Annotated in this window: 23 protein-coding genes; 6 read left to right on the forward strand and 17 right to left on the reverse strand. The window is 64.2% G+C overall.

The genetic code is table 11. From position 1 onward, the window contains the following. Positions 1 to 3: 3 nt before the first annotated feature. From puhC to bchF, 10 genes are all read right to left on the reverse strand, one after another. Positions 4 to 474: a photosynthetic complex assembly protein PuhC gene (gene puhC / locus K5R33_RS09085; RefSeq protein ID WP_220748711.1), complete on the reverse strand. Its 471-nt coding sequence runs from the start codon at positions 472 to 474 to the stop codon at positions 4 to 6. A 6-nt stretch (positions 475 to 480) separates the two neighbouring features. Further along, positions 481 to 1131: a photosynthetic complex putative assembly protein PuhB gene (puhB, locus tag K5R33_RS09090; protein WP_220748712.1), complete on the reverse strand. Its 651-nt coding sequence runs from the start codon at positions 1129 to 1131 to the stop codon at positions 481 to 483. A 32-nt stretch (positions 1132 to 1163) separates the two neighbouring features. Beyond that, on the reverse strand, positions 1164 to 1928 hold the full coding sequence (gene puhA, locus K5R33_RS09095; protein ID WP_220748713.1) for a photosynthetic reaction center subunit H: 765 nt from the start codon (positions 1926 to 1928) through the stop codon (positions 1164 to 1166). A 12-nt stretch (positions 1929 to 1940) separates the two neighbouring features. Beyond that, the gene (locus K5R33_RS09100) at positions 1941 to 3353 is read right to left on the reverse strand and encodes a PucC family protein (RefSeq protein WP_220749059.1); all 1413 of its coding nucleotides are present in this window, start codon (positions 3351 to 3353) and stop codon (positions 1941 to 1943) included. Between the two features lie 14 nt (positions 3354 to 3367). After that, positions 3368 to 4030, reverse strand: a complete 663-nt coding sequence (gene bchM / locus K5R33_RS09105) for a magnesium protoporphyrin IX methyltransferase (protein WP_220748714.1) — start codon at positions 4028 to 4030, stop codon at positions 3368 to 3370. Continuing rightward, the gene (gene bchL, locus K5R33_RS09110) at positions 4030 to 4920 is read right to left on the reverse strand and encodes a ferredoxin:protochlorophyllide reductase (ATP-dependent) iron-sulfur ATP-binding protein (protein ID WP_220748715.1); all 891 of its coding nucleotides are present in this window, start codon (positions 4918 to 4920) and stop codon (positions 4030 to 4032) included. The genes bchM and bchL overlap by 1 nt, the downstream gene beginning before the upstream one ends. Before the next feature lie 91 nt (positions 4921 to 5011). Beyond that, on the reverse strand, positions 5012 to 8533 hold the full coding sequence (locus tag K5R33_RS09115; RefSeq protein ID WP_220748716.1) for a cobaltochelatase subunit CobN: 3522 nt from the start codon (positions 8531 to 8533) through the stop codon (positions 5012 to 5014). Next, positions 8523 to 10082 carry a ferredoxin:protochlorophyllide reductase (ATP-dependent) subunit B gene (gene bchB / locus K5R33_RS09120; RefSeq protein ID WP_220748717.1) on the reverse strand — a complete coding sequence of 520 codons (1560 nt, stop codon included), beginning with the start codon at positions 10080 to 10082 and terminating at the stop codon, positions 8523 to 8525. Before bchB ends, K5R33_RS09115 begins: the two co-directional genes overlap by 11 nt. Beyond that, complete coding sequence (locus K5R33_RS09125) at positions 10079 to 11404, reverse strand: ferredoxin:protochlorophyllide reductase (ATP-dependent) subunit N (RefSeq protein WP_220748718.1); 1326 nt, start codon at positions 11402 to 11404, stop codon at positions 10079 to 10081. The genes bchB and K5R33_RS09125 overlap by 4 nt, the downstream gene beginning before the upstream one ends. Further along, positions 11401 to 11883, reverse strand: coding sequence for a 2-vinyl bacteriochlorophyllide hydratase (gene bchF, locus K5R33_RS09130; RefSeq protein ID WP_220748719.1), 483 nt, complete (start codon positions 11881 to 11883; stop codon positions 11401 to 11403). The genes K5R33_RS09125 and bchF overlap by 4 nt, the downstream gene beginning before the upstream one ends. Positions 11884 to 12207: 324 nt before the next feature. Between bchF and K5R33_RS09135 the strand changes: the two genes are divergently transcribed. From K5R33_RS09135 to idi, 6 genes are all read left to right on the forward strand, one after another. Next, positions 12208 to 12852, forward strand: coding sequence for a hypothetical protein (locus tag K5R33_RS09135; protein WP_220748720.1), 645 nt, complete (start codon positions 12208 to 12210; stop codon positions 12850 to 12852). A gap of 24 nt (positions 12853 to 12876) precedes the next feature. Further along, positions 12877 to 14292, forward strand: a complete 1416-nt coding sequence (gene ppsR / locus K5R33_RS09140) for a transcriptional regulator PpsR (protein WP_220748721.1) — start codon at positions 12877 to 12879, stop codon at positions 14290 to 14292. Between the two features lie 66 nt (positions 14293 to 14358). Then, positions 14359 to 15261 (forward strand): chlorophyll synthase ChlG, encoded by a 903-nt coding sequence (gene chlG, locus K5R33_RS09145; RefSeq protein ID WP_220748722.1) that lies wholly within the window; start codon positions 14359 to 14361, stop codon positions 15259 to 15261. Then, positions 15258 to 16505, forward strand: a complete 1248-nt coding sequence (locus K5R33_RS09150) for a BCD family MFS transporter (protein ID WP_220748723.1) — start codon at positions 15258 to 15260, stop codon at positions 16503 to 16505. Before chlG ends, K5R33_RS09150 begins: the two co-directional genes overlap by 4 nt. A gap of 2 nt (positions 16506 to 16507) precedes the next feature. Next, positions 16508 to 17704, forward strand: a complete 1197-nt coding sequence (locus K5R33_RS09155) for a geranylgeranyl diphosphate reductase (protein WP_373314154.1) — start codon at positions 16508 to 16510, stop codon at positions 17702 to 17704. Then, positions 17701 to 18231, forward strand: coding sequence for an isopentenyl-diphosphate Delta-isomerase (gene idi, locus K5R33_RS09160; protein ID WP_220748725.1), 531 nt, complete (start codon positions 17701 to 17703; stop codon positions 18229 to 18231). Before K5R33_RS09155 ends, idi begins: the two co-directional genes overlap by 4 nt. Before the next feature lie 612 nt (positions 18232 to 18843). Here idi and pufC read toward each other — a convergent pair. From pufC to bchZ, 7 genes are all read right to left on the reverse strand, one after another. After that, positions 18844 to 19956 (reverse strand): photosynthetic reaction center cytochrome PufC, encoded by a 1113-nt coding sequence (pufC, locus tag K5R33_RS09165; protein WP_220748726.1) that lies wholly within the window; start codon positions 19954 to 19956, stop codon positions 18844 to 18846. Between the two features lies 1 nt (position 19957). Further along, a complete protein-coding gene (pufM, locus tag K5R33_RS09170) occupies positions 19958 to 20935 on the reverse strand; it encodes a photosynthetic reaction center subunit M (protein WP_220748727.1) in 978 nt (325 codons plus the stop codon). A 3-nt stretch (positions 20936 to 20938) separates the two neighbouring features. Beyond that, positions 20939 to 21778: a photosynthetic reaction center subunit L gene (gene pufL / locus K5R33_RS09175; RefSeq protein WP_220748728.1), complete on the reverse strand. Its 840-nt coding sequence runs from the start codon at positions 21776 to 21778 to the stop codon at positions 20939 to 20941. A gap of 121 nt (positions 21779 to 21899) precedes the next feature. After that, positions 21900 to 22061 carry a light-harvesting antenna LH1, alpha subunit gene (gene pufA, locus K5R33_RS09180; protein WP_220748729.1) on the reverse strand — a complete coding sequence of 54 codons (162 nt, stop codon included), beginning with the start codon at positions 22059 to 22061 and terminating at the stop codon, positions 21900 to 21902. Positions 22062 to 22072: 11 nt separating this feature from the next. Next, on the reverse strand, positions 22073 to 22228 hold the full coding sequence (gene pufB / locus K5R33_RS09185; RefSeq protein WP_109562365.1) for a light-harvesting antenna LH1, beta subunit: 156 nt from the start codon (positions 22226 to 22228) through the stop codon (positions 22073 to 22075). 195 nt (positions 22229 to 22423) lie between these two features. Continuing rightward, positions 22424 to 22645, reverse strand: coding sequence for a cytochrome PufQ (gene pufQ / locus K5R33_RS09190; protein ID WP_220748730.1), 222 nt, complete (start codon positions 22643 to 22645; stop codon positions 22424 to 22426). Next, positions 22638 to 24116: a chlorophyllide a reductase subunit Z gene (bchZ, locus tag K5R33_RS09195; RefSeq protein ID WP_220748731.1), complete on the reverse strand. Its 1479-nt coding sequence runs from the start codon at positions 24114 to 24116 to the stop codon at positions 22638 to 22640. Before bchZ ends, pufQ begins: the two co-directional genes overlap by 8 nt. Positions 24117 to 24200 lie beyond the last annotated feature (84 nt).

Consider the following 24200-nt stretch of genomic DNA (forward strand, 5'->3'; position numbering starts at 1 on the left):
CGGTTAGTCTAAAAGCCTGGCGAAGGTGTCTGCGTTCTTCGCCCCGAATCCGATCAACTCCGCGCGCCAGCCGGTCAGGTCGTCGCGCAGGCTCAGCTGTCCGTTCTCGAACAGCACCAGGCGGATCGGCGCCCGGATGTCTTGGCCTCGTCTGTCACGTTCGAACACCAGCACACGATGCACACCTGCGACGAAGCCGCCTTGCTCTGTGTCAAATGTCGCGATGACGGTGCCATTGGCGTCCAGCACACGGGCCGCGCCGGTGGTGCCATCGGCATCCAGCATGATCGCACGCTGTTTGACGATGGCCACATCGCCGCCCTCCAGCGCGGGCATCGCCTCCAATGGGCGGTCTGTCAGGGCGGCATAGGTGGTGATGAACAGGGCACAGGCCACCAGAACACCGACCGCACGCAGCAGCAGCGTCGGGACCATTTCCTTGTCGCGTTGGACGAGGCGGGCTTCGGGGGTCATGTCACCTTACTCCGCTGGGACAGGCATGGTGCCTATGGTTGAGGCCGCGTCATCATCGCGCGCCAGTTGGGGCATCGCGGTGTCGGCGCCGGCGGCATCGGCCAAAAGCTTGGCGACACGGGCCGCATCGGGGATGCAGCGCAGGGCGGGCTGTGTCTTGGCCATGCGCCAGGGCCGCAGGTGCGGCCACATCAGCAGATAGGAAAACCGCGTCTCGCCCGAAGTACGAAGGGCAATCGTGCCCGTCCCATCCCGGCGCATCACCAGGTCCGCCGCTTCGACCCAACGGAACGGAAACTGCAACGTCATCGTCAACGCTGCGCCGATCCGCATAATCACGCGGCGGTTCGTGATGGTGTAGACGGCTGATTTCGCCTGGGCATAGGCCGTGGCGATCAGCAGACCGCAGGTCAGCACCCCGAGTATCAGGTAAAAGGAGGACGCGATAATCGCCTGCATCGGGGGCATTTCGGCCCCCGCCACGATGGCGCGCCATCCAAACAGCAGCACGAAGTACCCGGCCACCCACTTCACTTTGAGCGCATCCTTGGCCAGGGCCCAACCGCTGGGCGCGCCCTGCCAAAGGATCTCCTCCCCGGAGGGAGGAAGCTCGGGGAGCCCTCGGATGGGCTCCTGTTCAAAGTCGTCATGGGGCATGGGCCGGTCCTCCCGCTACGGTCTGTGGTCGATCAGAGCTGCGGCTCTTGCCGGTCGAGGCTGGCATAGAGCTTGCCCCCGCCGACAAAGCCGCAGATCTTGTCTTCTTCCAGCATGGTCACCTGGGTCGGTGACTTGGTCGCCGGGATCTGGGCGAAGTGCTGTTGATGCAGGGCCTTCACCTCGACGTGGTCGGCGTGGATCCGCATCAGTTGGATCGGGATGATCCGCTTGCCCGCGTCCGCCACGTCCACTTCGAGGTAGCGGACCAGCTGTTCGGGCACATCGATCCACATATCGCTGATCTCACCGGCGATCTTGCCGTCATCGCCCATCACAGGCAGGCCACGTGGGTCACGCCCCGCGCTCACGCGGAAGCCGTCGACCGCGTGCATCGGCAGGATCTTGGGATGACCGTGGCCATCCAGTTCCGGCAGGTCGCGACGCGGGGCCCAGCTTGCCGGTCCAACACCGTCCAGCATCGGGTTGCCCGTCGGCTCAAACGGGAAGCCGTTGGGCACGGCGCTCTTTTCCATGGCGACTTCGCGGGCCTCGGGCTGCAGTGTCGGTTGCACGACCTCGCCGCGGCCATGGGGCAGGATGAAGGTCTTCTCCGACGGGACAGGGAACGGCCCCTGGTTTGGCGCAATGGTCCCGTCGTCGTTTTCCAACGGGTAACCTTCGCGCATATTCTCCGTCTGAAGGTAGTAGATCAGCAGGGCAAAGAAGCCCCAGAACAGCCAAATCGCCAGGCTGGCCAGGTCAAAGTTTCCGAAAAAGGCATCCACTTGTTGCATGGGTTTGGTCCCTCAAGTTGGGAAGTCGGCCAGTCCGATCCTGGCCTCCTTCGGGTCGGGTCTGTCTGAAGGTCGTGCGGTGCGGCGCACCAATGGTCCAAGGGCGGCCAGCGTCAGGAAGAGCAGGCCGATCTCCATGTGGTAGACGACGGAGTAGCCGGTGACGGGGCTGTTGAGCACCTCGCCCAACACGCCGGAGGTGGCCAGGGCATTCACCCCGTCGCGGATCCCCCCGCCCAGCGCCGTGCTGAGGCCCTGGGCCGTGGCCTGGGCCGCGCCCCAGGCGCCCAGGGCCAAGCCTCGCCCGGCCAGTCCCGTGGGCAAGGTCATCGCCGTGGTGAGGGTCGCAACGGCAAATAGACCGCCGCCGAACCCGATGCCCAGGCTGCCCGCAAAGAACAGCGACGCAGAGCCGAGGGGCGACGAGAAGATCACCGCGCTAAACGCGCCCAGCCCCACGAGAACCCCGCGCGCGGCCATGCGTGTCGGATTGATCCCCTGTCCCAGCCAACGCGCCGCCAGCGCAAAGGCCGCGATGGCGCCCACAGCCCAGCAGGCCGTCAAAAGCGTCGTGTTCGAAACGGACAGGCCCAGGATCTCGCCGCCATAGGGCTCCAACAGCACGTCCTGCATGTTGAAGGCCATGGTGCCCAGGAAAACTGCCAGCAACAGGCGCCCGGCGGTCCCACCACCGGCCAGATCGGCCCAAGCGTCGCGGAACTGAGGCGCGGGTTCGGCGCGCTCGGCCTTGGTGGTCGGTTTGAACGATTCCTGCTTCCACAGGGCCACCACGTTCAGCGCCAAGGTCGCCACAGCCGTGCCTTGCACCACCTGGATCAGGACAACCGGGTCAAAGTCGCGCAGCAGCCAGCCGATCAGCAGCGCACTGACCAGCATCCCTGCGAGAAAGGCCACGTAGAGCAGGGCCACGACCCTCGGCCGCGTTTCATCATCGGCGCGGTCCGCGGCCAGGGCGAGACCCGCCGTCTGGGTCATATGCATCCCCAGGCCCGTCATCAGGAAGGCAACAGCCGCAGCCGCCTCCCCCGCACCCGGTGGGATATAGATCTGATCGTAGCCGCCCAGGATCAGCAGCGAGAACGGCATGATCGCCAACCCGCCGAACTGCCACAGGGTACCGAACCACAGGTAGGGAACGCGCTTCCAACCAATGGCGCTGCGGTAGGTGTCGGACTTGAAGCCCAGCAGCGCGCGGAACGGCGCGATCAACACAGGCAGGGCGATCATCGCGGCCACCAGGAAGGCCGACAGCCCGAGCTCCACGATCATCACGCGGTTGAGCGTGCCCAGCAGCATCACGGCGGCCATACCGACCGAGACCTGGAACAGCGACAGCCGCAGCAATTGCGCCAAGGGCAGCCCCGCAGACCCGGCGTCCGAGAAGGGCAACGCCTTCAGCGCCATATGTTTGAGGGCGCTCACGCGCGCAGCTCCAGGCAGGTGGAGATATAGAAACCGCTCGTCACCCGCTCGACCTCGATCAGGGCACCCGACAAGCGCGGTGCAAGATCAGCGGCGGAATGGGGCACCATCGTGGGTGAGCGATCCTTGCGCGGGAAGGCCTTGCCTGCCCAGAACATCGCCATCAGCAGGGGGGTGCGCGGCGCGACGCTGAACACCGTGCGCGGCGTCCGGCTGGACAGGGCGTCCAAGTGCCGGGCCAAATCACTGGCACCGTAGTAGATCATCGAATCCTGCGCGACGACCGCGTCAAACGACCCTAACGCAGGGGAAAACATGTCTTCGGCGGTAAAGGTCACACGCTCGCGCAGCGCCTCGGGCAGGCGCTTGGCCGCGATGTCGAGCAGTTTGGGCGAGATATCCACGGCCACCACGTCGGCCCCGCGCCGCGCCAATTCAGCCGCCTTGGCGCCCGTGCCACAGCCCGCGTCCAGCACCCGCGCGCCGGTCAGATCGTCCGGCAGGCGCGACAGAATCACGTCGCGCATCCGATCCCGACCCGCACGCACGGTGGCGCGGACCTTAGACACAGGCGCGTCCGAGGTCAGATCCGCCCAGACCTGCGTGGCGGTGCCGTCGAAATAGCTTTCGACGCGGGAACGGGTGGCGCCGTAGTCCATCAATCGAACCCCAGAAGCTCAAAGATTTCGCGATCCGGCAGAGGCTCCGGCGCAAGGCCTTCGGTCCCGTCCCAGAGCAGTTGCGCCAGACGCACGTACTCAGCGCGGCACCGGACGATGTCTTCCTCGTCGTCCATCTCGAACAGGGTCTTCTTCTTCAGGCGGCTACGCCGGATCGCGTCCACATCGGGCATATGGGCGATCCGGTTGAAGCCGACGGCGTCGCAATACCGGTCAACCTCATCGGTTTCACGGGACCGGTTGGCCACACAGCCCGCCAGACGCACCTTGTAGTTCTTAGCCTTGGCCTGAACTGCGGCGATGATCCGGTTCATGGCATAGATGCTGTCGAAGTCATTGGCCGTCACGATCACCGCGCGGTCGGCATGTTGCAGCGGAGCGGCAAAGCCACCGCAGACGACGTCGCCCAAAACGTCGAAGATCACGACATCCGTGTCCTCCAACATGTGGTGCTGTTTCAGCAGCTTGACGGTCTGCCCCACCACATAACCGCCGCAGCCGGTGCCAGCGGGCGGACCGCCGGCCTCCACGCATTGGACACCGCCATAGCCGACAGCCACGAAATCCTCGGGGCGCAGCTCCTCGGCGTGGAAATCGACCTCTTTCAAGGTGTCGATCACCGTCGATTGCAGGCGACCCGTCAGGGTAAAGGTGCTGTCGTGCTTCGGGTCGCAACCGATTTGCAGCACCCGTTTGCCCAGCTTGGTGAAGGCCGCCGACAGGTTCGATGAGGTCGTCGATTTGCCGATCCCGCCCTTGCCATAGACCGAGAAGACCTTGGCCCCTTCAATCTTGGCATTGGCGTCCTGGTGCACTTGGACGGAGCCTTCGCCGTCCAACCCTTTGAGTTCAGGAATATCCTTGGGCATCAGAGGGCCCTCCAACTTGAGGCCGCGCTGAGCGGCCAGGGGCCCCGGAGCACGTCCGGGGCGCGTGTCACGTGATATGAAGGGGCGCGCATCATTCGGCGGCCACCGTGATCCCTTCGAGCCGGTCTTCCAGCTCTTCGGCGGCGTCTTGCAGCGCGGCCAGCGTTTCGGCGTCGGGCTGCCAGAAGTCCCGGTCCCCGGCCTCGAGCAAGCGGTTGGCCATGCGGGCGCTGGCCTTGGGGTTCAACTCCGCCAAACGAGTCCGCATCTCCTCGTCCAGGACAAACGTCTCTGACAGGCGCTGATAGACCCAAGGATCCACGGCGCCAGTGGTCGCTGACCACCCGAGCGTGTTCGTCACTTGCGCCTCAATCTGGCGCACACCCTCGGCCCCGTGCTTGAGCAGACCCTCGAACCACCGGGGGTTCAGGCTGCGCGACCGGGTCTCCAGCGCGACCTGATCCTGAAGGGTCCGCACCTTGGCGGCCCCCGTGGTTTGGTCCCCGATGTAGACCGGCGCCTCGGTCCCCTTGGCGCGTTTCACCGCACGGCTGATGCCACCCAACGTGTCGAAGTAATGGTCCACTGTCGTCACGCCCAATTCGACGGATTCCAGGTTCTGGTAGGCCAGATCCACATCGCCCAATGCCGCCGTCAGCAGCGCGCCCTGGGGCGCCGCCTTGCCCGAGCGGCCATAGGCAAAGCCCTTGCGCGCCTCATAGGCATCGGCCAGCTCGCCCTCGTCATCCCAGGCGCCGCTGTCGATCAGCGCGTTCACGTTGGCACCATAGGCGCCCTCGGCGTTGGAGAAGACCCGCAGGGCGGCTGTCTCCATGTCGCAGCCCATCTTGTCGGCATAGGCGAGTGCATGGGCACGCACGAAATTCTGGTCTGTCGGTTCCTCTGCCGTCGCGGCCAGCCAGGCGGCCTCGGCCAGCAGGCGCGTCTGCAAGGGCAGCAGATCGCGGAAAATCCCTGACAGCGTCATGACAACGTCGATACGAGGGCGCCCAAGTTCCTCAAGGGGGATCAGCTCCGCCCCCGCCAGACGACCATAGTGGTCGAACCGGGGCCGCGCGCCCATCAGGGCCAGCGCCTGACCAATGGGGACACCGTCGGATTTGATGTTGTCCGAGCCCCACAGAACCAAGGCGACCGAACGGGGCACCTCCGCATGGGTGGCGATCAACAGATCCGCCTGGGCCATCCCATCGCGCAAGGCATAGTCGGTCGGCATCCGAAAGGGATCGAAGGCATGGATATTGCGCCCGGCTGGCAACACCTCGGGCGACCGGATCAGGTCACCCCCCGGTACCGGCGAGATGTACCGCCCCGACAACGCGCGCATCAGCCCGTCCAGCTCCGCCGAGGAGCGCAGCGCAGCCTCCGCCTCCACGCGGGCCTCCAAGGGCAGATGTCCGAGATAGGCGGCGACCTGGGCCTCGCTGAGATCGTCTCCAACCACATGTAACCCGTCGGGGATCAGAGCCGATTCAGTCTCTAACAATGCTAGCCAGAGCCTATCGGGGTCCGCCTCGTCCATATCCACGGCCGCAGCCTGATCCGCGATAAGGGCCGACAGGTCCGCAGAGCGGTCCCCCCCGCGCCACCGCGATACGCTGTCCTTGAGGGCCTGAAGCCCCTTATACAGACCCGATGCTAGAACCGGCGGCGTCACATGGGTCACCGTCACGGCCCCGCTACGTCGCTTGGCCAAGGACGCCTCGGACGGATTGTTAGACGCATAGAGGTAGACGTTTGGAACATCCCCGATCAGCCGGTCCGACCAATCGCCGGCGCCCATACCCGCCTGCCGCCCCGGCAGGAACTCCAGCGCGCCATGCATCCCAAAATGGAGCACCACATCGGCCCCGAAATCGTCTCTGATCCAGCGGTAAAACGCGCCCATGGCATGGGTCGGGGCGAAGCCCTTTTCGAACAGCAAACGCATGGGGTCGCCCTCGAACCCGAACGGCGGCTGGAGACCAACAAACACGTTCCCGAACTGCGCCCCCAAGACAAAGACGCCCCGCCCATCGGACAAGGACCGACCCGGCGCCGCGCCCCAGACCGCTTCCGTCTCAGCCAGCCAGGGATCCTCTGCGACCAGACGATCGGCGCTCACATGGGCGGCGACATTGGCATCCTGGCCATAGGTCGCTGCATTCCCCCCCAGAACCGCCTCCCGCAGGGCCTCCACGGTATCGGGCACGTCACAAGCGTGACCCTCGGCGGCAAGACGGCGCAGGGTGTTATGCAGGCTCTCAAAGACGGACAAGTACGCCGCTGTCCCGCTCGCCCCGGCATTGGGCGGGAAGTTGAACAACACGATCCCGATCTTCCGCTCCGCTGCGCGGGACCTGCGCAATTGGGCCAACCGGCCCGCCCGCGCGACCAGGGCCTCCACACGCTCAGGGCAGGCGGCCATTTCGCGGGTCTCGTCGCCCGAGCACCCGCGCGGACATCCCGCACAGCCACTGACATCATGGCGACCGGCAAACACGGTCGGATTGGTTGCGCCGTCAATCTCGGGCAGCGCGATCAACATGGTCGTCTCGACCGGCCCCAACCCCTGGGCCGACGCACCCCATTGGCCGAGGGTCTGAAACTCCAACGGATGTGCCGCGATATAAGGCACATCCAACGCCTCCAGCACCGAAACAGCGGCGGGGCTGTCATTGTAAGCGGGGCCACCAACCAGCGAGAACCCAGACAGCGACACCAGCGCGTCGATGCGTCCCTCGCTAAAGTAATCCTCGATGGCAGGCCGCATGTCCAAGCCACCCGCAAAGGCGGGCAGAACCCGAATGCCCTGGGCCTCAAAGGTACGGATGACGTGGTCGTAATGGGCCGTATCCCGCGCCAGAACGTAGGACCGCATCAGCAACAGGCCGACAGTCGCCCGCACACCGTCCACGACAGGCAGTTGATCCGCCTCAGCCACGATCCCGGTATCGGGATGGTAGAGTCCCACTTCGGGATAGTCGATGGGGGCCAGTGCCTCCGTCTCGAACCGCCCGTAGCGACCAATCAGATGCCGTAGAAGGCCCTCGAAATTCTCATCCGATCCCCCCAGCCAATACTGCATGCACAGGAACCAAGCCCGCAAATCTTGCGCCTTCCCGGGCACATACCGCAGCAACTTCGGCAAACGGCGCAGCATCTTCATCTGCTTTTCGCCACTGCTGGCCGAAGGTGACTTGGACCCGCGGAGCTTCTTGAGCAGTTGAACCGCCGCGGACGAGGGTTGCCCCATATCCAGATCGCCCATCTTCGTCAGCTTGACGATGGCTGGATCGCTGACCATGCCCACCAGCGCATCGCAGGCATCCCGCCGCGCTTCCAAGTCCGGGCGGATAGCCTGGATATGCTCGTCGATGAACAGCAAGCCGCAGACGATGATATCAGCCTCAGCAACGGCGTGGCGCGCGGCCTCCAACGCTTCGGGCGCTTCGGCCCAGCCGGCGCTCGCATGGACCGAGACTTCAAGCCCCGGAAACTCTCGCGCCAAGCGCCGTCCGACTCGTGCGACAGGACCAGCCGCATGGGCGTCCAACGTGACAATCGCCACGCGGTAGGGCCGCGGCCCGGGGAGGGGGCCATCACCGCGCATAATGGGCCTTTGCCTCATACAGCGTCTCTACGCTGATTTCGCCGACACCGCGCTCTGCCGCGAACCGCTCCGTGTTGCGTCGCGCCTTATTGCGCACAAAGAATGGGATCTTCCGCAGTTCCTTCTCGGCCGCAGCCGCCCAAACGACCTCCAGCACCTCCCCGTCGTTCGATGTTCCCGAAATATGCCGGGGGGGCGCCGCAGGCGTGGGGGGCTGGCCCCCCTCTGCGCGTGCCGCAGGCGCGCCACCATGGTGCGAGGGCCCAGCCTCGTCAGAGAACTCAAAATCCTCTCGGAACATCGTCAAGAGATGCTCCTCCAGGCCCATGACCAGGGGATGAACCCAAGTGTCGAACAACACGTTTGCCCCCTCGACGCCCATCTGCGGGGAATGACGGGCCGGGAAGTCTTGCACGTGTACGGGCGATGAGATGACGGCGCAGGGGATGCCCAGACGCTCACCGATGTGACGCTCCATCTGGGTGCCCAGAATCATCTCGGGCGCCGCCTCGGCGATCGCGCGCTCCACCTCCAGATAGTCATCGGTGATCAGGGGGCTGACCCCAAGCTCTTTGGCCAATGCCCGCAGAGGCCGCGCGAACTCACGGTTGTAGCAGCCCAAGCCACAGACCTCGAAGCCCATCTCGTCACGGGCTACGCACGCGGCGGCCATGGCGTGGGTCGCATCGCCGAAGATGAAGACGCGCTTACCGGTTAGATAGGTGCTGTCGACAGAGGCCGACCACCAGGGCTGGCGCAGGTCCGCCTCGTCCAACTGCGGCGCAACGCTCGCCAGTTGGGAAACCTCGGCTACGAATTCACGCGTGGCTTTGGCGCCGATGGGGACGGTCTTGGTGAAGGGCTGGCCGTGTTCCCGCTCCAACCAGCGGGCGGCGGCCTCGCCGTGTTCAGGATACAGCAGAACGTTGAAATGGGCGGCCCCTAGGCGCGCGATGTCCGACGGACGGCTGCCCATGGGCGCCACCGCGTTGACGGCGATCCCCATGGCGGCCAGCAGCTTCGTCACCTCGACAACATCATCCCGGTGCCGAAAGCCCAGGCCAACGGGCCCCAGGATGTTGCAAGATACCTCGGGCGTGCGGTCGCAGGGTTTCGCCAGATGGCGGGTCAGTTGATAGAAGGTCTCGTCGGTGCCGAACAATTCCTTGCGGGAATAGCTGGGCAGTTCCAGAGCGATCACCGGCACGGGCAGCCCCAGTCGCTCCGCCAGACCACCGGGATCGTCCTGGATCAGCTCCGCCGTGCAAGAGGCCCCAACGATCAGAGCCTCCGGTTTGTGGCGCTCATAGGCGGCGAGGCAGGCGTCCTTGAACAGCGTGGCGGTATCCGCCCCCAGATCACGGGCCTGGAACGTCGTGTATGTCACCGGCGGGCGTTTCCCGCGCCGTTCGATCATTGTGAACAGCAGATCTGCATAGGTGTCACCCTGGGGCGCGTGTAGGACATAATGCAGCCCTTCCATCCCGGTAGCGACGCGCAGGGCGCCCACGTGGGGCGGGCCCTCATATGTCCAAACGGTCAGCTTCATGGGACGCGCCGGGGCTCTGCCCCGGACCCCGGCATATTTGAGGAACATCGAAGGGAGGGGGCGCCCGACAGGATCGCCTTGCGGCGGAGCGGACGCGCGAAGAGACCCGCAAGGTCGCCCGCTTGCTCATAGAAATGCACAGGCGAGAAGACCAACTCGATGGCCCACTTCGTGGTCAGCCCCTCCCGCTCTAGGGGATTGGCCAGGCCCAAGCCGCAAACGGTGATGTCCGGACGGTCGGCGCGCACGCGGTCCAGTTGTTTGTCCACATCCTGCCCCTCGGAGAGACGCGCGCCCCCGGGGAGAAGCGCGAGCTCCGGCGCCATGATGGGGCCGTGTAGAAAGGGTGTGCCGACCTCAACGGCCTCCATCCCGCATTCTCGGGTCAAGAACCGGGCCAGGGAGAGTTCCAGCTGGCTGTCCGGCAGGAACGTGATGCGCTTGCCGGAGAGCGTCTCCGCCGCCGCCGCAACCGCTTTGCGCGCACGGGCGCGGGGGGCCTCGGTCACGCGGTCAACGACCTCGGGCGCGATACCGAAGGCCGCCGCGACCGCCTTGAGCCACAGGGTTGTGCCCTCTTCGCCAAAGGGGAAGGGCGCGTCGATCCGGGTGGCGCCGCGCCGGTCCAAGGCGGCGCTGGTGTCGCCCAGGAACGGCTGAAGCAGAGCGTAGCGGGTGTTGGGCCCGACGGATGGCGCGCCATCGGCCCGCGGGGCAGGCAAGACGGAGACCTGCGGGAGGCCAATCCGGTCCAACAAATCGCGCGCTTGATCTTCGACCACATCCGGCAAAGCCCCGACCAGGAGGAGATTATGCGCATCGGTCGCGGGCAAGCCCGGGACCATGGAGGCGAGGCAGGCGTCCTCCCCTTGGGTAAAGGTCGTCTCGATCCCCGATCCCGAGTAATTCAGCACGCGGACGTGGGGCGCGTGGATATCGGTCAGGCGCTCGGCCGCGCGGGCCAAATCCAGCTTAATGACCTCGGACGGGCAGGAGCCGACAAGGAACAACTGCTTGATGTCGGGACGGCGGTCGAGGAGGCGCGCGACCTCTCGGTCCAACTCATCATTGGCATCCTTCAGACCGGCCAGATCGCCTTCCTCAAGGATCGCGGTGCCGAACCGTGGTTCAGCGAAGATCATCACGCCCGCCGCCGATTGCAGCAGGTGCGCGCAAGTCCGAGAGCCGACAACCAGAAAGAACGCATCCTGCATCTTGCGATGCAGCCAAATAATGCCCGTCAGTCCACAAAAGACCTCATGCTGACCCCGCTCACGCAGAACGGGCGCGTTGGTGCAGCCGGTGGGGGACAAATCATTCATGCGGGCACCCCCTCAAGGCGGGCGCGCCGGAGCTTCCAAAGGAACTGCGCCGCGTTCACGACGTAGGCCGCATAGGCCACGAGGGCGCAGATCATCTGAGCCAGCGGGGAAAAGTCACCGCTTAGCAGCATCCAGACATAGGCCAGGTGCAAAGCGATCACGCCAAAACTGACGACATCTTCCCAGAAGAAGGCCGGAGCAAAGAGCCAGCAGTCAAAGACCACCTTTTCCCAGATCGAGCCCGTCACCATGATCGTGAGCAAAACCACGGTCTTGAGCACGATGGACGCTGTCGCCGCCTCGTACCCCGCGCCCGTGAGCAAGTACCGACCGACCAGGGCGAGTGAGACAAGGAAGACCAAGAATTGCAGGGGCGCAAGAACGCCCTGGATCGTGGTCCAGACCGTTTCATCGCGGCGGGCACGCTCTGCCGCTGTGTAAAGCGACGCGTGGGTGATGTCTCCGTTCGGGGCGGACATGAGGCGACTCCCTTTCCCTGACAGTATCAGCGCGTTGACGGGCAGAATGTCAACTTGAAGTTACACTAAGAGTGTTGCCTTAGTGACAAGCTCACGTTACGCCTATGGACAAGCTGTCAGTTACCCGTGACACATCGAGGTTGCGGGGCGTACTTTGTAGGCGGTTGCAGAATCCTCGAAAGAGAGGTCCATGTGCCTGGCTTCGAACCACCTTTTGCGATGACCGCAGCGCCAGGCCCCCTGGCGATCAGGCTGTTGCGGGACCTTCAGAGGGGTCCTCAATTTGGCATCACGCCGAATCTGATCGCCTTGGTTGAACGCGCGATGATCGATGTGGATGACGGGCCGCGCCGGGCCATCCTGGATCTGGCGGGGCGCCGCAGCGATATCGCACGGGTGCTGCTGGACCGCGTGTTTCCGGATGTTGCGCGCCTGCTGGACAGTGGATGGCAGGATGACCGACTGTCTTTCGTGGATGTCACCATCGCGGCAACACGGCTGCAGGACGCGATCCGCACGCTGTCCCGCCAGTCGCCAGCACCACGGGGTGCGCAGTCCTTGACGATGATCGTGCCGAGGTGGGAGCAGCACGGATTGCCAGCGGCCTTTGCCGCCGATCAACTGCGCGCGTTGGGCGCCCCCACATCGGTCCTGGCCGGGTTGAGTGGACCCGATTTGGTCCGCATCACAAGCCGAGCCGCGCCTGCTGGCATCTTGATCTCGGTGGCCAGTTATCGGTCCGTCGCGCAGCTGCCTGAGTTGATCCGCACCCTGCGCCAAGAGATCTCAAAACCCATCCCAATCGTTGTCGGAGGGCCCGCAATGGCCCTTAACGCGCAAGAATGCCGCAGATCTGGGGCGGATCTAGCAACGAACGATATTAGACAAGCTGCGAAATTCTGCGATATTCAACTTTCGGACGGGCACTTGCCAGCTAGGTGTCCAATGGGGGCGGGATCCGATCGCTAGCGAGCGACAAAGGAGAAGTGGCAGATGAACACTCGGGAAAGCGACTTCTGGAATGAGCGTTCTGGACCTCGAATCGCGCCTGAGTACCTGGGCAATATCGTCGCGACCGCCGCAGACCTAGCGCTTGTCCTCTCCGAAGGGGGCACGGTCATATCCGTGACGACGAACCCCCTGAACTCCGCCCTTGGTCAAATCGGCCATTGGGAAGGCCGTAACATCACGGATTTCCTGGCCCCCGATAGCGTCGCCAAGGTAACGGGCCTGCTCACAGCCGTCGCGGCCAACGCGGCTGGGCGACCCGACGCAATCGAAGTGAACCATATTGACGGCGGCGCCTGGGACTTTCCGGTGCGATACACCATGCATCTGACCGGCCGCGACGGGCGGATCCTGATGCTGGGCCGTGACATGCGCCCGGTCGCTGAGTTGCAGCAACGCCTGGTGCGGGCGCAACTGGCTCTGGAAAAAGATTACGAAGGCCAACGGGTGTTTGAGACCCGGTATCGCGTCCTACTGGAGGCCTCAAACGAGGCGCTGGTGCTCGTGGACGTGGGAACGGGTCGTATTCTCGATGCCAACAGCGCCGCCGCAAAGCTGTTCCATGCGGGGCAAGCCGCCTTGTCGAACAGCGCCTTCACCCAGGAGTTTGAGGGCCGGAAGCGCGCCGATTTCCTGGATTCGCTGATCCGGGCAGCCGAAGATGAAAGCGGTCAGGCCGTCGTCGCCCCGCTCCGCCGCAATGGCCAAGAGGTTGCGATCCGACCCTCGGCGTTCCGCAATGCGGGTGAACGGGTTCTTCTGTGCCGCATTCACCGGACCGAGAGCGGACCCACCACGAGCGTCAAACAAGATCTGTCCGACCGGCTGGCTGCGCTCTACACCAACGGCAGCGATGCCATCGTCTTTACCGACGATGACTACCGGATCGTTCAGGCGAATGACGCCTTTCTGACGATGATGGATGTGGACTCCATTGCGCCACTCCGGGGTCTGTCGTTCCCGGACACGCTGGCGCGGGGGAGCGTGGACCTCAAGGTTATCACAGATACAAGCCAGATTGGCGCCTATGCGACCCGCCTGATCACGCGGTTCGGCTCTTCTGTCTCGGTGGAGATCGTCTGCGTGGCGCTGCCCGATGGGCAAGGCCAGGGCTTTGTCCTGCGCGACATGGGGCGCGGTACGATGCTGCGGGACACGGGCGTCGACGCCGACATGCCCGGTGACGCCGGACTGGGCAACGCGACGGCGCTCGTGGGCTCTGCACCGCTGCGCGATATCGTCGCGTCCATGACGGATGTGGTAGAGAAGCAATGCATCGAAGCCGCCGTGGAACTGACCAACAACAATCGCGTCGCTGCCGCAGAGATGTTGGGGCTGAGCCGACAAAGCCTGTACGTCAAACTGCGGAAATACGGGTTGCTCCAACGGGATGAATCCTGAGCCCGCGTAACGGGATCGGTTCAAACCCCCTTGTGACGACTCAAGTGTATCGACTACGATACACACATGACTGTCACGTCTGATTTACACTCTACGCCACGCCGCGTGCCTGAGCCCCTGGCGATGTTGCGTCTGATCAAGCCGATCACCTGGTTCCCGCCGATGTGGGCCTACCTCTGCGGTGTCGTGTCCTCGGGCGTGTCGCCCAGCACCGCGCCCGGTCTGGTGGCCCTCGGCGTGGTTCTGGCCGGGCCCGTCGTCTGCGGCATGAGCCAAGCCGCAAACGATTGGTGCGACAGACATGTGGACGCCATAAACGAACCCGACCGCCCCATCCCATCGGGCCGCGTCCCCGGTCGCTGGGGCCTTTGGATCGCCTTGGCCATGACGGTCCTTTCCCTGCTCATGGGAGCCTTTCTGGGGCCTTGGGGCTTTGGCGCCACGGTCCTGGCCGTGATCGCCGCCTGGGCCTATTCGGCGGAACCCCTTCGCGCCAAGCGGTCGGGCTGGTGGGGGCCTGGTCTGGTCGGTCTGTCCTATGAGACCCTGCCTTGGATCACTGGCGCGGCAGTCTTAGCCGCCGGAGCACCGGATTGGCGGATCGTCGCCGTGGCGTTGCTTTACGGGATTGGCGCCCACGGCATCATGACCCTGAACGACTTCAAAGCGCTGGAGGGGGATCGGCAGCTAGGCGTCAACTCCCTGCCCGTCACCCTTGGACCCGAGCGCGCGGCACGGGTCGCGTGCTGGGTCATGGCCGTGCCGCAGATCGCGGTGATCGCCTTACTGGTCGCCTGGGGTCATCCCATCCATGGCGCCATGATCGCAGCCCTCGTGGGCGCGCAACTGATGGCCATGCGTCGGCTGTTGCGGGACCCGAAGGGCCTGGCGCCTTGGTACAATGGCACCGGCGTGCTGGGCTCCGTCTCGGGTATGATGGTGGCCGCCGCCGCCTTGGGGGCCGCATGAGCGCCGCGGTCCCACTGGGATGGGCCGGGATTGGTCGGCTGTGTCTGGTGAACGCAGCGATCGGGGGTATGTCTGCGCTCCCATTGAATCTGTTCAACCGTCTCATGACGGTGGAGCTTGCCCTGCCAGCAACCCTATCCGGGTTTCTAATAGCCTTGCATTATGGCGTGCAGCTCAGTCGACCAGCTTGGGGCTACCGATCCGATAGGACTCAGGCGCGAGTGCCCGTCATCATCGGCGGCATGGTAACACTCTGCCTAGGTATGATCGCCGCCGCCTGGGCTGTCGGCCTCCCTACGGGCGCGGCCCTCCTGGTCTGGGTCTTGGCCTATGTCGCCATCGGCCTGGGCATCGGTGCTGCCGGAACGTCGTTTCTGGCACTTCTGACGATTGCGACATCCGAAGACAAACGCGGTGTCTCTGCCACGATCGCATGGCTCTTCTTGATTGGGGGGGCGATCCTAACGTCCATATGCGTCGGGATCGGACTAGAGCCATATTCGCCCGAACGCTTGGTGCGGGTTGTCGCCATCGCGGCGGCGGGCGCACTGATCGTGACCCTAGGCGCGACGTGGCGCATGGAGCGGACTGGCGTCGTCCCCTCGACGGCCTCCAAGCCGCTGGCCGAGGCCCTCCGTGAAGTCTGGGCGGCCCCCTCCGCCCGCCGCTTCACGGGCTTTGTATTCCTGTCAATCCTGGCCTTTCAGCTGTCGGAACCGGTTTTCGAGACATTCGCCGGCCATGTCCACGGCCTGCCACCCGGAGACTCAACCAAACTGTCTGGCGCAAAGGATGGCGCAGCCCTGCTGGGCATGTTGGCCAGCGGCGGGCTGGTCCATCTGCGGATCGGATCCCTGCGGGCCTGGGCCATCGTTGGGTGCATCCTATCCGCTGTGGGCTTGATTGCCCTGGGTGCGGGCGCACCCCTCATCCCCGGGACCGTTACCTTGGGTCTTGGCAATGGCCTGTTCGCTGTCGGCGCCATCGGGTCTATGATGCGGCTCGCCTCTGCGAATAAGGACGCCGAGGGCACGACCATGGGCGTGTTCGGCGCGGCCCAGGCCATTGCCTCGGGCATCGCCGTCATCGCCGCCACAACCACGCTGGACCTGCTGCGCACGGTCCTGCCGGATGGCGCGGCCTACGGCACGCTGTTCACCCTCGAAGCCATCCTCTTCCTTGCCGCGGCCCTGATGGCTGCGCGCGTCCTCGGCGCCACGCCCGCCCCCATCCCCGGAGAATGACCATGACCCAGACCTTCGACGTCGTCGTGATCGGGGGCGGCCCCTCGGGCGCCACCGCGGCCCATGATCTGGCACTCGCCGGACGCAGCGTCGCGCTGATCGACAAGGCTGGGCGCATCAAACCCTGCGGCGGGGCCGTGCCCCCCCGATTGATCCGGGATTTCGACATTCCCGACAGCCAACTCGTGGCCAAGATCAACACGGCCCGCATGATTTCCCCAACTGGGCGTCAGGTCGATATCCCCATCGAAGATGGCTACGTTGGCATGGTCGACCGGGAACACTTCGATGAGTTTCTGCGCCTCCGCGCCGCCGAGGCGGGGGCGGCACGGCACACCGGCACGTTCCTGCGGATCGAACGGTCAGGGAACGTGGCGACGGTGTTCTACCGCGACAAGGCCAGTGGCGAGGAAGTCCGGCTGGACACCCGGCTGGTCATCGGCGCGGATGGTGCCCGCTCGGGCGTGGCACGGGCCGAGGTAAAGGGCGGCAAGGAAATCCCCTATGTGATCGCCTACCACGAGATTATCGAAGCCCCCGACGCGGTCGGCTCCTACGACCCCGCGCGATGCGATGTGGTCTATGACGGCCAGATCAGCCCCGATTTCTACGGCTGGGTGTTCCCCCACGGGACATCGGCCAGCGTCGGCATGGGCACGGGCCGCGACGGCGTCGACCTGAAGGAAGCCACCCGCGCCCTGCGCGCCGCATCGGGCCTGGCCGATTGCCCCACCATCCGGAAAGAAGGCGCACCCATCCCGTTGAAACCGCTGGAGCGTTGGGACAACGGTCGCGATCTGGTCCTGGCCGGAGACGCGGCAGGCGTTGTCGCGCCCAGCTCTGGCGAGGGGATCTTCTATGCCATGGTCGGCGGGCGCGTGGCCGCTGTGGCCTGCGAAAAGGTCCTGGCGACGGGACAGGCCGCGCACCTAGCCACGGCGCGCAAACGGTTCATGAAAGATCACAAGGCGGTCTTTAAGATCCTCGGCGCGATGCAGGACGCCTATTACAAATCCGACGAACGTCGCGAACGCTTTGTCACACTGTGTCACGATGTCGACGTGCAGCGCCTGACCTTCGAAGCCTATATGAATAAGGAACTCGTGAAGGCCCGGCCCATGGCGCATATCAAGATCGGTATTAAGAACCTTGCCCACCTCATGGGTATCGTTCCCGCGACCGGAGCGCGCCAAGCATGACCATTCTGATCCCCGCCTGGGTCGACGGCACATTGACCCCCGTTGAGAAGCTGGACGCCCATCGGCTAGGCCTGCGGCACAAGGCCGTGTCTGTCTTTGTGATGGACGGCGCGCGCATCCTGATCCAGCAACGCGCCCTGTCAAAGTATCATACGCCCGGACTGTGGGCGAACACCTGCTGCACCCATCCGCTTTGGGACGAAGACAACGTCACCTGCGCCAACCGCCGATTGGCGGAGGAGGTGGGGATCACCGGCTTGACCATGCGGCCTCGCGGCGTTCTGGAGTATCGCGCGGATGTGGGCGACGGGTTGATTGAGCATGAGGTGGTCGAGGTCTTTACCGCCGATGCGGATCGGACAGTCCCCATGGCGCTCAACCCCGATGAGGTGGCGGCCGTGCGGTGGGTCGATCTGTATGACCTTCGCGCAGAAATCGACCGTCATCCCGAGCGCTTCACCCCTTGGCTGCGTATCTACATGCGAGAGCACATGGACGCGATCTTTGGCGTCCTGAACCGCGCCTAGTTGAAGGCCTTGATGGTTGGGGAAACACCGCCCTGACCATGATCTCCGATCCCTAGGCTCCATCTTCCCTTCAGTCAGCGCAAATTGAGCGTATCCACTCCGCGCGGAATCCCCATCGCGGCGCGGCTCGGATGACAATATGTGTCCGCCCTGTGCGGAGTGCCGCAACGCGATGATAGCCCGTGATCCGAAGCCGTCCCGTCGCGTCTAGCAGTCGGAAGGATCCGACGTCCCCAAGCCCCCGTGCCCCCCCCCCTAACGCGGGCCCGGTCCGGTACTTGACCCAATTGCTTCTCCAACGTCGTTATCACGGACCCTACCTTTCCGAACGCGCTATGCGGCGCAGCTTCGGGCCGGTCTCAGGAGGTCGGCAGCGATATCGAGACCACAGTCATCCTCAGCAAATCCAACACCTTCATACTCAGCCCTCACGTCCTCTGCGTCTGTCCTCTGTCCGCGATCTGCCGTCCGGCGCGCCTGACCTCCCGAAGCAGACAAAAAAAGCGCGCGAGGAGGAACTCCATCGCGCGCTCAGGCATGCCTACTCGGATTGGGACATCGTAGGGCATGGGGGTCGGCACCCACCTACAAGGGGCGGAGGCCGGAAAGCGATCACTCGTAGACAGGCGGTTCCGAGCTGGCCAATTCAGGCCAATCCGCGATCATGTTCAGACCCTGCAGCGGCTTGTTGTAGCCTTGGTGGCAGGTCTTGCAGGCGGCCTTCGGCGCATCGGCATAGACCGGACCCAGACGCTCTGGCGGGTAGACCGGGCCCAACGGCTCCAGGAAGTCGTTGTTGAGCTCCTGTGCCATGATGATGCCGAGCGATGCCGTGGCCCACTGGGGCGTGTGCTGCGACGGGTCATAGAAGGCCCGGCTGTTGTGACAGAAGACACAGTTCACACCCAGCGAGTTGGCGAAGTAGTTCATGAAGCTGAACGTCCGCTCCGTGTTCTGCCAGGTCGCCACACCTTCGTCCGCAGGCCAATCCCCAACGCGGCTTTCCAGGTCGTGCACGGCGATCACATTGTCCTCATAGAGGTAGCGATACAGCGCATCGGAGGGCAGCGAGGTGAACTGAGACTGAACCGTCGCCCGGTTTTGAACCGCTGACCAACCGGCCGTCGACTCGGTGACAGGGTCGATGCGGAACCAGATGTTGTTCGGCACCGGCTGACCACGGTGGCAGGAGTAGCAGTTCACCCCGACCTCTTGGTTTGCCTGAACGTGACCGATCCATTCCTCATTGATGTACTGAGTCATCTGGATCATGCGACGCGAGACGATCTTGGTGTAATTGTCGTCCGAGGCGTAGTTGATCTCTCCATCGTCGTTCTGCACGTGGCAGTAGAGGCACCCTTGGTCGGGCGAGACCCACTGGGTCATCGCGTTCATCAGGCGGTTGAAGTTGCCGTCGGACACGCCACCCAGGACCTGCACGTTCTCGTAGACTTCACCGGCGAGCGGCTCTCCCTCTTCGCGGGGATAGGGCTCTTCGGTGTAGTACTCTTCGATGGTGGGATCGACCGTGCTGCTGAGGGCCGCAATCTGCATCCCCGTCCCACGTGGGCCAGTCTGATCGAACTCATCGTAGAACGGGTTGCCCCAGGTCACCACAAGCGCCGCCAGGAACAGGGCCCCACCCAGGGCCCCCACCAGAATGGCGGGGCCGAAGATGTTGGTGGGGTTTTTCGCGTTCCAATCGTCGAACCATTTGGGGAACATCTTATTCGCCTCCCGTCACGTATTCCTCGTACCCGTAGGGTTCGAGATAGGTGGGGGCGAAGTAGTGCTCCTGCGCCCAGATGAACCAGTTGTCGACGACAGTGCCGGTCAACAGGATGCCGATGCCGCCGGTGATCGGGGTCAGGACCGCGAACCACCAGGCCCAGCGGTGGATCCCCTCCATCGTGGCGTTGAAGCCCATGGTCCAGCGCCAGAACAGGGCCGCGCGCTCGGTCGCGGTACCGCGGTCATAGATCTGCTCCAACTCGCGGTCGCCGCCGTAGCGGGTCACCGCCAGGATCGTCGCACCGTGCATGGCAAACAGCAGGACCGAGCCATAGAGGAACACGATCGAAAGCGCGTGGAACGGGTTGTAGTAGAGGTTCCCGTAGCGGATCGAGAAGGCCGTCGTCCAATCCAGGTGCGGGAAGATCCCGTAGGGCACCATCTCGGACCAGGATCCCATCAGGATCGGGCGGAAGAAGCCCAGCACAAGGAACAACCAGATCGCTGCCAGAAAGGCCCAGGCGACGTGCTTGCCCATCTTATGCTGCTGCGCCAGGAAATAGGACCGGGCCCACCAGCTCATCACCGAGATCAGCAGTAAGAAACTGGCGATCATATACCACCCGCCATCATTCAGCGGCGGCATGGTGAGGCCGTACTCTGGCGACGGCGGCTCCAACGCGAGCCAGAAGAGCTGCCGGATGAACTCCGGGATCGACCACCCAACCTGCGACAGCATGTTGAAGCCGATGATGTTCAACCACAGCGTGCCCGTCGCCAGGGACACCACGCCAAAGAAGCCCAGGTAAACCGGCCCCAGCTGCGCGTTGCCCAACCAACCGGCCAGGGTGGAGAAGGACGCGGATTTAGTCCGCTCCCGGTGCATCTCGTTTTCGTTGTCCATCCCCATCTCAGGTGCGCCTTGCACCTGAACTTGGGTGAAGATGTTTTGGTATTCAGGCCACCAAGACATGACTCACATCCCTCCTGCAGCGGGCCAGATTGGCAGTGTCAGCCACCAGTTCCACCACTCGGGCCAACCCTTCGTCCAAAGGGGTCCAGAGATGATGATACAGACGGCGGAAAAGAAACCGGCGTTGATGGCCAGCAGGAACCCGACACGGTGAATGCCCAGGGTGCCCACAGAATAGCCGATGAAATCGCGGAAGAACGTATCTTCGTGATCGGGGGTCTTGGCCTCTTCGCCCTTTTCGGGGTTTGCGGCGGACAGAACCAGTGCCCCGTGCAAGGCCAGGGCCAGCGTCGTCGTGAAGAACAGCGTCACAGCCAGCATATGGGCCGGATTGTAGTGGAAGTGCAGATAGGCGTAGCCCGTGTTGCTGACCCAATCCAGGTGGCTGAAGATGCCATACGGAAACCCGTGCCCCCAGGCGCCCATCAGAAGCGGGCGAAACACGTTCAGCGTCACATAGGCAAAGATCGCAACACTAAAGGCGAAGGGTACGTGGTAACCCATGCCCAGCTTGCGGCAGATCTCCACCTCGCGCAGGGCCCAGCTGACGAAGGCACCCACGGCACAGATCGTGATGATCTGCCACAGACCACCTGCCTGTAGCGGGGCAAGGCCCAGACCGTAGGACAAGTCCGGCGGCGCGATGTTGATCGTCCAGGGGTTGAACGTCCCCTGCCACGAGGCGCCAATGAATATGAGAAGCGTCCCAAGGGCCGCAAAGAAGGCAGTCGTGACCCCGAAGAAGCCGACGTAAAACGGCCCCACCCAAAAGTCGAAAAGATCGCCCCCGATCAGCGTCCCGCCTCGGACGCGGTATTTTCTCTCGAAGCTGAGCAATGCCATGGGGCAGCCTCCGCGCATTCGGGACGGTCGCCGGGCCACGCGCGGCGCAGCCCCTGTTTCCGTCTAGTTATCGTTGGGATTGGCGCGGGCGAGACGTCACCGCCCCGCCCGCGACCGGGTGTTATTCGCCCCGTGCGGCGGCGCTCAACTCGAACCAGTTGTAGCCGTCGTAGGACAGCAGCACGAGATGGATCATCGCAGCGAGCAGGAACAGGAAGACGCCCTGAGCCACGAAAACGCGGCGCGGGTCGAAGACCAGCCAGATTTTGTAAAACTTGGACATGATCTACCCCCTCAGAACGCGAACCACGGGAACACGATGTACGTGAGCAGGTGGGCGACTACGGCGACTGCCGAAAACAGCCAGAGCCCGCTCAAATACACCGCATGCAGTTCCTGGGCCTGCTCGTCGGTGAGACCTGTGAAAGACAGGTCGGTTCTGTCAGCCATGGGAAAACTCCTTAGAACTGACGCCGCACACCCTGCGGCCGGGCCCCGATGCCGCCTCATTGCGACATCGGCCGATCACCCCCCTGGCGGGGGATGAAAGTTCTGCTCCGATCCGCCCGGCCACGGGAAGGGGAGCGTATAGTCATGCCCTGGCGTGTCTGACGTGCTGGGGCGTTGGTCGGCTCGGGTCTGGGGTCAGACCGAACAGATCGTCGTCGTCACATCGCGCGCGCGGGTCCAAGCATCCGTCAGGATACCAGGGCGCGGAGATGTGTCGGACTGCACCGCCGCCGATACTGCGCGCAGCCCCGCCAAAGGCAGCGACAGCGCAAAGATCGGGGCGAAGTACATCCAGTATTCCCAGCCCGGTTCCTTGCGGGACCGTGCGATCGGGGTGTTCGAGGTCATGTCAGACATGCTCGTCCTCCTTGGTCTGGGTATCTTTGGGGGCGAGGCGTGCAACCGTTTCGGCATCGACACGGGCCGCCCCCGCCTTAAGCGCTGCCCGTTCCGCCTGATCGCGGAGTGTCTTGGCAGCGGAAATTCTGGTCAGCACTGGGAAGCCGGCCACGATCCGGTCGAGCAGGGCCTGGGCCTCAGGCTCCCACGGGAAATCGCGCTTGAGCGGTGTTGGCGTTGCCTCGGCCGCGTCCATGTCCGTGCCGAGCGGCAGAATATGGAACAGCGCATCGAACAAGCCGTTGCAGATCTCTTGCAACAGATACGTGGCACCCGCGTAGCCCATGAAGGGCGTGCCCGTGGCCCGCCGAATGGCCGCGCCGGGAAAGCCCGCCGGTATAAACGCAGGCTTCGGCCCAAATCCGCCCGCCGTCTCGGCCAGATACATCTTCTCGTTGATCGACCCCATGAGCACGAGGGGCCGCTTCACGGCGATCATCTCGCGCACCGCGTCATTGTCGGTCTTGCGCCCCGCCACACGCGGCACCGCGAAGGCACAGGGCAGGCCCAGATCGTCTTCCAGGAACAGGCGGATGCCCCGGGTGTAGGTCTCATTCGCCACGATCCCAAAGGACGCGGTCGCAAAGAAATCCTGCGTCACCGACCGCCACAAATCCCAAACGGGTTTCAGCGTCGAATGCTTTTCGGTCTCGATGAACGGCTCCGGGTCCAGCCCGGTCAGCTCGCCCAACTTGCGCAGGAAGGAGGTCGTGCTCTCAACCCCGATAGGTGCCTGCAGATACGGCTTCCCCAGGACCTCGCAGAGCCCGCGCCCAAACTCCCGATACATGCAGATGTTGACGTCCGCGTTCACCAGGTTGCGCATCTCGGCCAGATGGGCGCCCAGGGGCATGACCATGTTGACCTCGGCCCCGATCCCTTCGACCAGACGCCGGATTTCGGCCAAGTCCGAGGGCATGTTGAAGGTGCCATACATGGGCCCCAGGATGTTGACGCGGGGCTTGGCGCCGGCTTCGCGCTTCGCTTCCTTGGGCATTCGGCCCTTGGTCATCCCGAACTCGGTAAAGATCCAGGTCATGGCACGGTCCGCGGCCTGCCATTGATCTTCGTCGATGGTGCGCGGCAGGAACCGCTGGATGTTGGTGCCCTCGGGCGTCACGCCACCACCAATCATCTCGGCGATGGATCCCGTCACAACCACGGCAGGCAGGGCCGGATCCAACGTGCCCCAGGCCCGCTTCATCGCGCCCTCAGTCCCGTCGCGACCCAACTCCTCCTCACCAAGCCCGGTGGTCACGATGGGAAGTTCGTGGGGCGGCAAGGCATCGGTGTAGTGCAGCACCGAGGTGACGGGCAGGTTTTCACAGCCAACGGGTCCGTCGATGACGACCTGCAGGCCCTTCACGGCGCAGAACGCGTAAACAGCCCCCCAATAGCCGCCGGCCCGATCATGATCCTGGATCAACATGCGAAAGGTCTCCGCTTCGATGTTCCGGAAATATGCCGGGGGTGCGGGGGCTGGCCCCCGCCGTGCCCACAGATGCAAAGCGAC

This window comes from Jannaschia pagri (assembly GCF_019655435.1).
In the GTDB taxonomy this organism is placed as follows: Bacteria; Pseudomonadota; Alphaproteobacteria; order Rhodobacterales; family Rhodobacteraceae; genus Jannaschia; species Jannaschia pagri.